Genomic DNA, 12294 nt, shown 5'->3' with positions numbered 1-12294 from the left:
CTGATGGCAGCTTGATGTATTCCCTCTAAACCGCTCAAGTATTTGGCTTTGCTGCCGAACCCGTGAACATGGAACCCTCGTTCAGAAAGGGCAAACATTTACCCTACCTTGGAATTAGATGCCGAGCGTGCGACGTGATCAGGATGATCCGGTGTCTCGGCCAGGAGCCGTCATGTCTCAACCCCGTGCCCGGATCGCCTCACAGCTAGGCCTTGCCCTTGCCGTGATACTGGCGATCGTGATCTCCGGCAGTACCGTCTTCGCCTTGCGTTCGCTGGACACCGCCAACCTCGCCACGCGTGAAGAGCATCTGGCCAGCGAAGCGCGCCTGATGGCCGATCAGCTCAATACCTTCCATGGCACCTTGCGCGAAAGCACGCAGCGCTTGGCCGGCCTGTTCGAAAAGCGTTTCAGCGCGGGCCTGCAAGTGCACCCGGACCAACCGGTTACGGTGGCAGGCGTGCAGACGCCGAGCCTGAGCCTGGGCAGCGAAGTGCTGAACAATAACTTCAAGGAAGTTGACGAGTTCAAGCAGATGACCGCCGGGACCGCCACGGTGTTCGTGCGCAGTGGTGACGACTTCATCCGCGTCAGTACTTCGGTGGCCAAGCAGGACGGTTCGCGAGCCATTGGTACCGTGCTTGACCATGCCAGCCCGGCTTACGCCCGCTTGACCAGTGGGCAGAGCTATATTGGCCGCGTCTTGCTCTTTGGCCGTTACTACATGACCCAGTACAGTCCGGTGCAGGACAGCAGCGGCAAGATCATCGCTGCGCTGTATGTCGGTTTTGATTACACCGATGCACAAAATGCGCAGTTCGAAAACCTCAAGCGTTTCCGTATCGGCAAGACCGGCTCGCTGGCCCTGCTGGATGAGCAAAACAAATGGCTGGTACCGCCGGCCGGGGTCCAGGCCCTTGATGCCGCTGTCAGCACCGTCGTTGGCCTGGTGAAAGAACCGGGCAAAGGCGTGTTCTGGAGCGACACAGCCGAAGATTTCTACAGCGTCGCCGTACCGTTCGAAGGTGGGCCGTGGGCGGTGGTGGCAAGCATGCCGAAGGCCGAGATCCGCGAGGTGACCTGGAGCGTCGGTATGCAGTTGGCCATTGGCAGCCTATTGGCAATGCTATTGGCGGTCGGTGCGGCGATGTGGCTGCTGCGCAGCAAGCTGGCACCGCTGGGCGATCTGGTGCGTCAGGCCGAAGCGCTGGGCGCCGGCGACCTGAGCGTGCGCCTGAACGTGTCGAGCCATGATGAAATCGGCCAACTGTCCCGTGCTTTCAACCAGATGAGTCAAGCGCTGTCGACCATGGTCGAGCACATTCGCAAGGCCTCTCAGGAGGTCAACAGCCGTGCCCAGGCCCTGTCGGGGTTGTCCAGCGGTGCGTATGAGGGGATGGAGCAGCAGTCCGGCGAAATCACCAGCATGGCCGGCGCGGTTGAAGAGTTCAGCGCTACCTCGTTGAACATTGCCGATAACATGGGCAATACCGAGCGCCTGGCCCAGGAAAACGCCCAGCAGACGCGGATCGGTCGGACATCGATGGATGAAGCGTCTTCATCCCTGGAACAGATTGCTGGCGCGTTGAACAGCACCGCCACGGTCATCAACACCTTGGGCCAGCGTTCCCAGGAAATCGGCGGGATCGTCGGCGTGATCACCTCCATCGCCGAGCAGACCAATCTGCTTGCCCTGAACGCCGCCATCGAAGCCGCCCGTGCAGGCGAGCAAGGGCGTGGTTTCGCCGTGGTGGCGGATGAGGTCCGTAGCCTGGCCTCCCGTACCCGTCAGGCCACTGACGAGATTTCCAGCATGATCACCAGCATCCAGCAGGAAACCGGCAACGCCATCAGCACGATGGAACAGGGCAACCTGTTGATGCAGGAAGGCCTGTCGCGCAACGCCAACGTGGCTGCGGCCCTGGCACGCATTGACGAGCAAAGCCGTTCGGCCGGCCAGCAGTTCGCGGCGATCACTACCGCCACTCAGGAACAGAGCAGCACGGCGACCTTGCTCAGCAGCAACCTGCAAAGTATCGCCATGGCCAACAGTGAACAGCGCGAAGTGGTCTCGAACCTGGCGGTCACTGCCAAGGAACTGGAAAAACTGGCGCAGGACTTGCGCCAGGAAGTCGATCGCTTCCGCTAAGTCCCTATGACCACCGCCAGCAGGCTCACCCAGACCAATGTGGGAGCGAGCCTGCTCGCGATGGCGTCGGCACAGGCGACATCTGTGCAACCTGAGCTACCGCAATCGCGAGCAGGCTCGCTCCCACAGGTTTTGGGTTTCAACCGCCAAGATTTCAGCCACCCCGGATAACTTCCTCCAGTTTGCTTTTTAGGGTTATTGCCGTTTTTTGGCTTGCTGAAACGTTTCTTCAAGTCTATAAAATCCGCACAACTCCAATAAAAGGCCCAAGTCCATGACTCCGCTCAAACTCCTCGTCACTCTCGGCGCCCTGGGCGCTGCCTCCCATGCCATGGCCTGGGACTATGTCTTGCTCGACACCGATAAAGCCGCGCAGCCCTGGCAGATCACCAGCCAGCAGCTTGGCGTGAAAACCGACAAACCCTTTACCGTGACGATGCGCACCCTGCACGGTGGTCGTCAGGAAGGCGTCAGCATCGTCGACATCGACAACGGCACCATGAAGCTTTCGGTCGTCCCGACCCGGGGCATGAATGTACTGCAAGCGTCGGTCGGAAATGCACGGATGGGTTGGGATTCGCCGGTCAAGGAAGTGGTCAATCCGGCCTTTATCGAACTCAACGGTCGTGGCGGTCTGGGATGGCTCGAAGGTTTCAATGAACTGGTCACCCGGTGTGGTTACGAGTGGGTGGGGCATCCTGGCATGGACAATGGCGAACTGCTGACGCTGCACGGTCGTGCCGCTAATATCCCGGCCAATAAGGTCACCCTGCATATCGATGAAAAAGCGCCTTATGCCATCACCCTGAGGGGCGAATTGAAAGAGCAGGCTTTCAAGAAGGTCGATTTCTCGGTACAGACCGAGCTGGTCACCGAACCTGGCAGCGTGACGTTTGCCCTCAACGATACGTTGACCAACAACGGCGACTACCCGAAGGAATACCAGGCGCTCTATCACAGCAACTTCAGCACGCCGTTCCTGGAGCAGGGCGCGCGCTTCGTTGCGCCGGTCAAGCAGGTCTCGCCATTCAATGACAAGGCCAAGGGCGATCTGACCGACTGGCAAACCTACCGGGCGCCCACCAAGGATTACGACGAAACCGTCTATAACGTCGTGCCCTACGCCGACGCCAAGGGTGAAACCCTCACCGTGCTGCACAACAAGGCTGGTAGTCTCGGCGTGTCGGTGGGCTTCAACACCGCAACGCTTCCGGTGTTCTCCCTGTGGAAAAACACCGATACCCAAGGCCAGGGTTACGTGACCGGGCTGGAGCCGGGCACCAGTTTCTCCTATAACCGCCATTACCAGCGGCCACTGGGCCTGGTGCCGACCATTGCGCCGAAAGAGCAGAAGCACTTCCAGATCCACTACAGCCTGCTGGCGGACAAGGGCGCCGTGGACAAGGCGCTCAAACGCATCGATGAGATCCAGGGCGAACGCAAAACCGAGGTGCGAAACACGCCGTTGGTGGACCTGAGCAAACCGTGACACGGTTCAGGCCGTAGCAGGTCGGTATTGCAAGGCTTCGGCCAGATGCTCCCGGCTGATACGGCCCGCTTGCTCAAGGTCCGCCAGCGTCCGCGCGACCTTGAGCAGGCGATGGGCGGCTCGCAGCGACAGGGTCAGTCGCTCGCAAGCCGTTTCCAGCCAGGTTTCATCGGCTGTGGATAATGTGCAATGCCGACGCAAACCGGGCAGGTCCAGAAACGCGTTGGCACAGCCCTGGCGCGTCTGCTGGCGTTCTCGGGCTTCGGCCACCTGTTCGGCCACGGTAGCCGTGTCCTCACCCGGTTCGCATTTGGGATTCAACGCCGTGGCTTCCCGTGCGACCGTCAGGTGCAGGTCGATGCGATCCAGCAACGGGCCTGAGAGCTTGTTGCGATAGCGCTGCACCATGTCGGGTGTGCAGGAGCAACGGCCACTGGGCTCGCCAAGGTATCCACAAGGGCAAGGATTCATCGCAGCCACCAGTTGGAAGCGCGCCGGAAAGCGTACGCGGTCACGGGCACGAGACACGACGATGTGGCCCGATTCGAGTGGCTCCCGCAGGACTTCCAGGACCTTGCGGTCGAACTCCGGCAATTCATCCAGGAATAACACGCCATGGTGGGCCAGGGTGATTTCGCCCGGCTGGGGTTTCGATCCTCCACCGACCAGCGCCGGACCGGATGCCGAGTGATGGGGCTGGCGAAAAGGGCGTTGCGGCCAATGGCTCAAGGGCACGCAACTGGCGACCGATTGGATCGCCGCGACCTCCAGGGCCTCGCTCTCGGCCAATGGCGGCAGCAGCCCCGGCAGACGACTGGCCAGCAATGTCTTGCCGGTACCCGGTGGCCCGCTGAACAGCAGGTTGTGCGCGCCGGCGGCAGCGATCAGCAAGGCCCGCTTGGCCCCGACCTGGCCTTGCACTTCATTCAGGTCAGGGTAGGGCTTGCTGGCCGAGAGCAAACCGTTCGAAACGAAAGGCTCGACCGGAGCGTGACCGTTGAAGTGCGCCACCACTTCAAGCAGATGATCCACGGCGATCACTTTCAGGCCCGACGCCAGGCAGGCTTCCTCGGCGTTCGCCCGCGGCACCACCAGCATGCGTCCGGCCTTGCGTGCGGCCAGAGCTGCGGGCAATACCCCACGCACCGGTCGCACGGCGCCGGATAATGCCAGCTCACCGAGGCATTCCACATCGTCCAGCGTCAGGGTCGGCACCTGCACGCTGGCCGCCAGGATGCCCAGGGCAATGGCCAGGTCAAACCGCCCGCCGTCCTTCGGCAGATCCGCCGGTGCGAGGTTCAAGGTAATGCGCCGCGCCGGGAAGTTCAGCCCCGAATTGATGATCGCGCTGCGCACCCTGTCCTTGCTTTCCTTTACCGCCGCTTCCGGCAGACCGACCATCGTCAGTGACGGCAAACCGTTGGCGAGATGGACCTCAACGGTAACGGCGGGAGCCTCCACCCCCACCTGGGCGCGGCTATGGACAATGGCGAGCGACATGAATCGTTCCTTGAGGGGATATAAAAGACCGCATCCTGCGGTGCTTGAAGGTTAGTCATGGGGAAGTGCTTCGGCCTGGCGAATGATGAGCGAAATCTTGGCAGGATGTTGCAGATGCAATAGTTGCCTGGGAAATGCGAGCACCGGCCTCTGCTAGACTCCGACCTGTGGCGATTCAGTAGCACAGGGAGGAAGCGGCCATGAACGATCTATTGGCGCTGTTGACCGATAACCGCTTCATGCCCCATGGGCATTGCTATCTGTGGCGCCCGGATCTGCTCTGGACCAACGTGATTGCGGATGGGCTGATCACGTTCTCCTACGTCACCATTCCCTTTACGCTCATCTACTTTATCCACAAGCGCAAGGACGTGCCTTTCGACTGGATGCTGGCGGCCTTTGGCGTCTTTATCCTGGCCTGTGGGACCAGTCATGTGATGGAGATCCTGACCATCTGGCAGCCCTACTACTGGCTGTCGGCGCTGGTCAAGGTGATCACCGCGATTGCTTCGGTGATTACTGCCATCCTGCTGGTCCGCTTGGTGCCCGCGGCCCTGAAGATTCCCAGCCCGCAGCAAATGGCCCGGGTCAACGATGAGTTGCGCGAGGCCCAGGCCGAACTGGTTACTACGGCGCGCCGGGCCGGCATGGCGGAAATCGCCACCAATGTGCTGCATAACGTGGGCAACGTGCTCAATAGTGTCAATGTGTCGGCTCAGGTCCTGTACGACAAGGTGCACACATCCAAAGGGCAGGGGGTCGCCAAGGTCGTTCAATTGATGAAGGAGCATTCCGATGACCTCGGCGACTTCTTCAGCAGCAACCCGAAAGGTCGCGCCTTGCCGGACTATCTCGGCAAGCTGGCCGAGTCGCTGGCCATCGAGCAGCAGAGCATGATCAACGAGTTGGCGCAGTTGACCAAGAGCATCGACCATATCAAGGAAATCGTCGCCACCCAGCAGTCCTATGCCGGCAACTCCAGCGTGTTGGAAGCAGGTTCGTTACGAGAATTGATCGAGGATGTGGTGCGCATCTGTCATGTGTCCCTGGCCCGTCATCACGTGACGCTGGTCAAGGAACTCAACGACATTCCGCTCATGGCGCTGGACAAGCACAAGGTGCTGCAAATACTGATCAACCTGATCAACAACGCCAAGCAGGCACTCGATCCGGTCACGGATCGTCCCGCGCGGATCACCCTGCGCCTGAAGACCATTGACGACCAGCGCGTACGTATCGAGGTCGAGGATAACGGCGAGGGCATCTCCATGGACAATCTCCCTCGGTTGTTCGAACACGGCTTCACGACCCGCGTCGACGGCCACGGTTTCGGCCTGCACAGCTGCATCCTGGCGGCCCATGAACTGGGCGGCGAGCTGACCGTGCAGAGTGCCGGGCCGGGGCAGGGAGCGTTGTTTGCGCTGGAACTGCCGATTGCGCTCAATCAGGAAAAATCCCTGCAGGCCACCAGGTAATCCCAGGACCGAATATCGCCGTATGATCGTTGAATAATCCAAGCGGTCATGCGATTCCCTGCATTGTGGTCAATATTTCAGCTGCCTTAGCATCTCTCGGTTGATATGGCAAAGGGCCATTGCTCCACAGGGATTCGCTAATGAACTGGCTCTATGACGCAAAAATCTCGACCAAACTGCTCACTTCGTTTTTCCTCTGCGCCCTGATCACACTTGCTGTAGGTATGCTTGGCGTGAGCGGTGTTGCCGCGCTGTCGGCACGTCTGCAGACCGCTTTCAATACCAACCTGGTCTCGGTTGCTAACACGGCGCAAACCAAGACCAAGGCCGTTGGCCAGACGCGCGACATGTTCCGGCTGTATATCGCAACCGCCAGTAACGCTCCGCAGAGCATGAAGGATGAGTTCCTGGCTTCGATGAAAGCCAATCAACTGGCCAGTGAACAGGCGTTCGCCGCTTATCGCCAAGGCAACCTGGCTGAAGACGAACGCCTTGCCGGTGACCAGATGGCCCGTGACTGGCCGGTCTACCAGGCCATGGTGCAGCAATATGTGGCGATGATGGCGGCCGGCGATCTGGAGAATGGTCGCACCCTGCTGCTGGGTGACTTGCAGAAGACCTATCGCAAGGTGATGGACCAGTTGACCATCATGATCGACTCCAATGACCGCCAGATCAGCGAGGACGCCAAGGCCGCCACGCGTCAGGAAGCGTCGGCCAGGACGGTTCTGTACAGCGGTATCGTCATTGCCTTTGTCGCCGCGCTGCTGTTGGGCGTATTTATCAGCCGGCTGATCAGTCGGCCGATTGCCGCAGCGGTCGATTGCGCGCAACGCATTGCCCAGGGCGACCTGACCCAGCACATAACCAGCAACAGTCGCGACGAGGCCGGTCAGTTGCTCAAGTCCCTGGGCGATATGCAGATGAGTTTGAAAACCACGATCCAGCAGATTGCCAGTGCTTCGGGCCAGTTGGCTGCCGCTGCCGAGCAGTTGACGTCGGTGACCGATGACGGCGGCCGGGCCTTGATCCGGCAGAACGATGAAATCCAACAGGCGGCCACCGCCGTGACGGAGATGACGTCGGCGGTCGAGGAGGTGGCCCGCAATGCGGTGGCCACCTCCCAGGCTTCGCAATCGACCAGCACACAGGCTAGCGAAGGGCGTGATCAGGCGCGTAGCGCGGTACAGGCAATCAACCATGCAACCGAGGAAATCACCTCGTCCACCGGGTTGGTCAAAGACCTTGCCATGCAGGTCCGCGATATCGGCAAGGTGTTGGATGTGATTCGTGGGATCGCCGAGCAGACCAACCTGCTGGCCCTCAACGCTGCTATCGAGGCTGCTCGCGCGGGGGAGCAGGGGCGGGGCTTTGCCGTGGTCGCGGATGAAGTGCGTGCCCTGGCGGCGCGCACCCAGGCCTCCACCGGTGAAATCGAGGGCATGATCCACGCGGTCCAGGACCGTGCCGACAGTGCGGTCGACGCAATGAGCAAGAGCCAGGCACGGGTGACCGAGACCCAGAGCCTCGCCCGCGCCACCGGCGAGGCGCTCGAGCAGATCGCCGAGGGCATTTCGCAGATCAATGACCGCAATCTGGTGATTGCAACGGCTTCCGAAGAACAGGCCCATGTGGCCCGCGAGGTCGATCGCAACCTGGTGAATATCCAGGATCTCTCTACCCAGACAGCGGCAGGGGCAACCCAGACCAATGCTTCAAGCCAGGAGTTGTCCAACCTGGCCCTGTCATTCAATACGCTGGTGGGTCGTTTCCGGCTCTGATCCCTGGAGTTCGGGTCACGCGTGCTGGATAGGTAATCGTCAAAAGATCGTGATGAAGTCAGTCGTTTACAGCATCGGACTTCAGCCGCGTGCGCCCGCGAGCAGACCGGCTGGCTCCATCTCTTTACCGCAGGCCGCCGCAACTTTCAAAAAGCGGATCTGGGTGGCAGATATGCCGCCAACTGAGCGGCGAGTCTCAGCATGGCATTCAGTTGCAAACAGCAGCTTGGCCTTACGTTTTTCGGATTCTATCGACACCTCATTCCTCCTCTAACGCTTCAGGCTGGAGCAGCGAATCTGCAAGCGATCCTCATCGGTAGCGCTTATTTCAAGTCAGCGGTGAGCCGCGCTTCCAATTCCGCCACCTTCGCCTCCAGGCTTTCCAGTCGCGCCCGGGTGCGCGCCAGTACGACCATCTGACTGTCGAATTCTTCCCGGCTCACCAGGTCCAGCTTGCTGAAGCCGCTTTGCAGCAGCGCTTTGAACTGGCTTTCGATTTCGCTCTTGGGCAACGGAGTGTCGCCGCTCAAGAGGCGGGAGGCGTGGCCGCTGAGGGCGTCGAGCAGGTCTTTGGGGGCGAGCATGGCAGCAATCCTGAAAACGATGGCGGCAGTGTATCACGCAGTGTCTATAGTCAATTCGCATGCACTGGATGCACGCTTTTCGCGCACGGGGCCGAACGATGTCGCACTGTTGTTGTGCGTATCGCAGCGGTTCGTGGGACGGCGCAAGCGCGCGCTGCTGGTAAACCCCTGAAATCAGGGGACTTGGGCACAGATGGCAAGGTTTCTGCTTAGAGGCCTATGACCCATGCACTGATGCAGTCGTTGTGACGAATGCAGTGCAGCCTGGCGAAGCGGGGAGCTTCGCCTGGCACGGTTGACTGGCGCTGGTCGGGCAACTTGGGCCGACGATGCGTTACAAAGCCAGGCACTGCGCTTAGACTTGAGTCGGGTTTGTTTTCCTGGGGCAAGTCCACCAATTCGGGAGAGAGTTTCATGAAGCTAGTCACTGCCATCATCAAGCCGTTCAAGTTGGACGACGTGCGCGAATCGTTGTCCGAAATCGGCGTGCAGGGCATTACCGTCACTGAGGTCAAAGGCTTCGGCCGGCAGAAAGGCCACACCGAGCTGTATCGCGGCGCGGAATACGTGGTCGATTTCCTGCCCAAGGTGAAGATCGACGTCGCCATTGACGACAAGGATCTTGACCGGGTGATCGAGGCAATCACCAAGGCCGCCAACACCGGCAAGATCGGTGACGGCAAGATCTTTGTGGTCAATCTGGAACAGGCTATCCGCATCCGTACCGGCGAAACCGATACCGACGCCATCTAAGCCGCCAAACCCAACGCCCCAGGAGAAAACAATATGACTCTGCGTAAATTCGCAGGGCTAGGAGCCCTGTTGTCCTTCGTAATGCCTGGCCTGGCCATGGCAGAAGAGGCGGCAGCCCCCGTCCTCAACTCCGGCGATACCGCCTGGATGCTGACTGCCACGATTCTTGTACTGTTCATGACCATTCCCGGCCTGGCGCTGTTCTACGGCGGCATGGTTCGGTCGAAAAACCTTCTTTCCGTGATGATGCAGTGCTTTGCCATTACCGGTCTGATCAGCATCCTGTGGGTCATCTATGGCTACAGCATTGCGTTTGACACCACTGGCATGGAGCAAGGCGTCGTCAATTTCAATTCGTTCATCGGTGGCCTGGGCAAGGCGTTCCTGGCGGGCGTGACCCCGGCAAGCATCACCGGTCCGACAGCACTGTTCCCTGAAGCGGTGTTCGTCACCTTCCAGATGACCTTCGCCATCATTACCCCGGCCCTGATCGTCGGCGCATTTGCCGAGCGGATGAAGTTCTCCGCCATGCTCATCTTCATGGGCGTGTGGTTCACCCTGGTGTACGCGCCGATTGCGCACATGGTCTGGTCCGGTAACGGCGGCCTGCTGTGGGACTGGGGCGTGCTGGACTTCGCCGGCGGCACCGTGGTGCACATCAACGCCGGTATCGCAGGCCTGGTGGCGTGCCTGGTACTGGGCAAGCGCAAAGGCTTCCCGACCACGCCAATGGCACCGCATAACCTGGGCTACACCCTGATGGGAGCGGCCATGTTGTGGGTCGGCTGGTTCGGCTTCAACGCCGGTTCCGCCGTCGCCGCCAACGGCACTGCCGGTATGGCGATGCTGGTAACCCAGATTGCCACCGCTGCCGCCGCGTTGGGCTGGATGTTTGCCGAGTGGATCACCCATGGCAAGCCAAGCGCTTTGGGTATCGCCTCGGGCGTGGTGGCAGGTCTGGTTGCGATCACTCCGGCTGCTGGCACTGTGGGCCCGATGGGTGCACTGGTCATCGGTCTGGCCGCAGGCGTGGTGTGCTTCTTCTGCGCAACCACCCTCAAACGCAAGCTCGGCTATGACGACTCCCTGGATGCCTTCGGCGTACACGGCATCGGCGGTATCCTGGGCGCGATCCTCACCGGCGTGTTCGCCGCGCCCGCCCTGGGTGGCTTCGGCACCGTGACTGACATTGCCGCGCAGGTGTGGATTCAAGTCAAAGGCGTAGGTTTCACGGTGATCTACACCGCGATCGTCACCTTCGTCATCCTCAAGGTGCTGGACGCCGTCATGGGTCTGCGCGTCTCCGAGGAAGAAGAAGCGGTTGGCCTGGACCTGGCCCAGCACAACGAGCGTGGTTACAACCTGTAAACCCACGCAAAAAAAAATGCCCGGTTCGCCGGGCATTTTTTTGCCCGAAATTTGTCAACGCTCACAGGAAGCGCCGGTTTTTCCGAGGCCTTTTTGTCTTGCGAATGACAGGGGTTTTCCAGCGCCAAAGGCTTACATCGAAGGTGGAATATTAGGCTCTTTGTTTTTTTCCTGAGCGCGCTAGAATGCGCGCCGAGCGTGCGGAGAACTGTATGTGGCAACAGACGCTGATTACCCTGCGGGCAAGGCCCCGGGGCTTTCATCTGGTGACGGACGAGTTGCTCGCCGGCCTGCCTGAACTCCGGGCGTGTCGTGTTGGTCTGTTGCATCTGTGGCTGCAGCATACCTCGGCCTCGTTGACCATCAACGAGAACGCCGATCCGGCGGTACGTCGAGACTTCGAACGATTTTTCAATCGGCTGATCCCACAAGGAACTGCCGACTATGAGCACAACGACGAAGGCCTGGACGACCTCCCGGCGCACTTCAAGGCCAGCGTGCTGGGGTGTCAGCTCAGCCTTCCGGTAACGGACGGGCGACTGGCATTGGGTACCTGGCAAGGTGTTTATCTGGGCGAGCACCGTGATCATGGCGGTGCTCGTAAAGTCCTTGCCACCTTGTACGGTGAAGGGGCATGACCGCCGATTGCCGGTGGATGTTGAATTTTTTCTGGCAGCCTTCGACAGATGGCGTAGCTGGGCTATAACTAATCTGCTTTTCGCAAGTCATGAGGTAGAACATGAGCGACGATGATCTGGAAAACGACGACCTCGAAGTAGGTGAAGAAGACGAGGCTGAAGACGGCCTGGAAGCGGCAGCTGAAGACGTTGCCGACGACGATGGCGCCGATATACCGGCCCCGACTGCCAAGGGTAAGGCCAAGGCTGCGGTGTCGGTTGATGAGTTGCCGAGCGTAGAGGCCAAGAACAAGGAGCGTGATGCACTCGCCAAGGCCATGGAAGAATTCCTGGCCAGGGGCGGAAAGGTGCAGGAAGTGGAGGCCAATGTGGTCGCCGATCCGCCCAAGAAGCCTGACAACAAGTACGGCAGCCGCCCTATCTGAGTTCTGCTTCCCGCTTGCTGAAAAAGCCCGCCGTCGTCGCGTAATGCTGTTCACTTAAGCATTTGAGTCCAAGCCGGGCTTTCTAGAAAATCCGATACCAGTCCTCTGGTATCGGATTTTTTATGCCCATTC

General features: G+C 60.0%; 11 protein-coding genes and 2 pseudogenes. 10 read left to right on the top strand and 3 right to left on the bottom strand.

The window, feature by feature from the left end:
* Nucleotides 1–118: 118 nt before the first annotated feature.
* The 3 genes and pseudogenes from FBX99_RS29685 to FBX99_RS22515 all read left to right on the top strand — a co-directional run.
* Nucleotides 119–1246 (top strand): annotated as a pseudogene (locus FBX99_RS29685) (Cache 3/Cache 2 fusion domain-containing protein); the annotation flags it as partial.
* 42 nt (nt 1247–1288) lie between these two features.
* Nucleotides 1289–2149 (top strand): methyl-accepting chemotaxis protein, encoded by an 861-nt coding sequence (locus FBX99_RS29680; RefSeq protein ID WP_371921411.1) that lies wholly within the window; start codon nt 1289–1291, stop codon nt 2147–2149.
* A 274-nt stretch (nt 2150–2423) separates the two neighbouring features.
* Nucleotides 2424–3638, top strand: coding sequence for an aldose 1-epimerase family protein (locus tag FBX99_RS22515; RefSeq protein WP_144926845.1), 1215 nt, complete (start codon nt 2424–2426; stop codon nt 3636–3638).
* Nucleotides 3639–3644: 6 nt separating this feature from the next.
* Here the strand turns inward: FBX99_RS22515 and FBX99_RS22510 are convergent, their stop codons facing one another.
* The gene (locus FBX99_RS22510) at nt 3645–5138 is read right to left on the bottom strand and encodes a YifB family Mg chelatase-like AAA ATPase (protein WP_144926842.1); all 1494 of its coding nucleotides are present in this window, start codon (nt 5136–5138) and stop codon (nt 3645–3647) included.
* A 200-nt stretch (nt 5139–5338) separates the two neighbouring features.
* Here FBX99_RS22510 and FBX99_RS22505 point away from each other — a divergent pair, with 200 nt between their 5' ends.
* From FBX99_RS22505 to FBX99_RS29670, 3 genes and pseudogenes are all read left to right on the top strand, one after another.
* Nucleotides 5339–6613 carry a sensor histidine kinase gene (locus FBX99_RS22505; protein WP_144926839.1) on the top strand — a complete coding sequence of 425 codons (1275 nt, stop codon included), beginning with the start codon at nt 5339–5341 and terminating at the stop codon, nt 6611–6613.
* A gap of 140 nt (nt 6614–6753) precedes the next feature.
* Nucleotides 6754–7536 (top strand): annotated as a pseudogene (locus tag FBX99_RS29675) (MCP four helix bundle domain-containing protein); the annotation flags it as partial.
* Entirely contained in the window at nt 7531–8394 is an 864-nt protein-coding gene (locus FBX99_RS29670) for a methyl-accepting chemotaxis protein (RefSeq protein ID WP_371921410.1), read from the top strand. The pseudogene FBX99_RS29675 and the gene FBX99_RS29670, both read left to right, overlap by 6 nt.
* Before the next feature lie 81 nt (nt 8395–8475).
* Here FBX99_RS29670 and FBX99_RS28960 read toward each other — a convergent pair whose 3' ends face one another.
* Together FBX99_RS28960 and FBX99_RS22495 are read right to left on the bottom strand one after the other, a co-directional pair.
* Nucleotides 8476–8652 (bottom strand): hypothetical protein, encoded by a 177-nt coding sequence (locus FBX99_RS28960; protein WP_178112037.1) that lies wholly within the window; start codon nt 8650–8652, stop codon nt 8476–8478.
* Nucleotides 8653–8717: 65 nt separating this feature from the next.
* The gene (locus FBX99_RS22495) at nt 8718–8978 is read right to left on the bottom strand and encodes an accessory factor UbiK family protein (protein ID WP_145132994.1); all 261 of its coding nucleotides are present in this window, start codon (nt 8976–8978) and stop codon (nt 8718–8720) included.
* Between the two features lie 414 nt (nt 8979–9392).
* On the opposite strand from FBX99_RS22495, the gene glnK reads away from it, so the two are divergent.
* The 4 genes from glnK to sutA all read left to right on the top strand — a co-directional run bounded on the left by glnK (nt 9393) and on the right by sutA (nt 12162).
* Entirely contained in the window at nt 9393–9731 is a 339-nt protein-coding gene (gene glnK, locus FBX99_RS22490) for a P-II family nitrogen regulator (RefSeq protein WP_002555808.1), read from the top strand.
* Between the two features lie 33 nt (nt 9732–9764).
* Nucleotides 9765–11099, top strand: a complete 1335-nt coding sequence (locus FBX99_RS22485; RefSeq protein ID WP_144926830.1) for an ammonium transporter — start codon at nt 9765–9767, stop codon at nt 11097–11099.
* 212 nt (nt 11100–11311) lie between these two features.
* On the top strand, nt 11312–11737 hold the full coding sequence (locus FBX99_RS22480) for a secondary thiamine-phosphate synthase enzyme YjbQ (RefSeq protein ID WP_024780561.1): 426 nt from the start codon (nt 11312–11314) through the stop codon (nt 11735–11737).
* 101 nt (nt 11738–11838) lie between these two features.
* On the top strand, nt 11839–12162 hold the full coding sequence (gene sutA / locus FBX99_RS22475) for a transcriptional regulator SutA (RefSeq protein ID WP_024780560.1): 324 nt from the start codon (nt 11839–11841) through the stop codon (nt 12160–12162).
* Nucleotides 12163–12294: the final 132 nt, after the last annotated feature.

Source organism: Pseudomonas sp. SJZ074, assembly GCF_007828215.1.
Taxonomy (GTDB): Bacteria; Pseudomonadota; Gammaproteobacteria; order Pseudomonadales; family Pseudomonadaceae; genus Aquipseudomonas.
The sequence above is the reverse complement of the archived record's forward strand: the minus strand, read 5'-3'. Positions and strand labels throughout refer to the sequence as shown.

Coding starts and splice junctions, on each gene's coding strand:
- FBX99_RS29680 (WP_371921411.1), top strand. CDS start 1,289: ATGAGTCAAGCGCTGTCGACCATGGTCGAGCACATTCGCAAGGCCTCT.
- FBX99_RS22515 (WP_144926845.1), top strand. CDS start 2,424: ATGACTCCGCTCAAACTCCTCGTCACTCTCGGCGCCCTGGGCGCTGCC.
- FBX99_RS22510 (WP_144926842.1), bottom strand. CDS start 5,138: ATGTCGCTCGCCATTGTCCATAGCCGCGCCCAGGTGGGGGTGGAGGCT.
- FBX99_RS22505 (WP_144926839.1), top strand. CDS start 5,339: ATGAACGATCTATTGGCGCTGTTGACCGATAACCGCTTCATGCCCCAT.
- FBX99_RS29670 (WP_371921410.1), top strand. CDS start 7,531: ATGCAGATGAGTTTGAAAACCACGATCCAGCAGATTGCCAGTGCTTCG.
- FBX99_RS22495 (WP_145132994.1), bottom strand. CDS start 8,978: ATGCTCGCCCCCAAAGACCTGCTCGACGCCCTCAGCGGCCACGCCTCC.
- glnK (WP_002555808.1), top strand. CDS start 9,393: ATGAAGCTAGTCACTGCCATCATCAAGCCGTTCAAGTTGGACGACGTG.
- FBX99_RS22485 (WP_144926830.1), top strand. CDS start 9,765: ATGACTCTGCGTAAATTCGCAGGGCTAGGAGCCCTGTTGTCCTTCGTA.
- FBX99_RS22480 (WP_024780561.1), top strand. CDS start 11,312: ATGTGGCAACAGACGCTGATTACCCTGCGGGCAAGGCCCCGGGGCTTT.
- sutA (WP_024780560.1), top strand. CDS start 11,839: ATGAGCGACGATGATCTGGAAAACGACGACCTCGAAGTAGGTGAAGAA.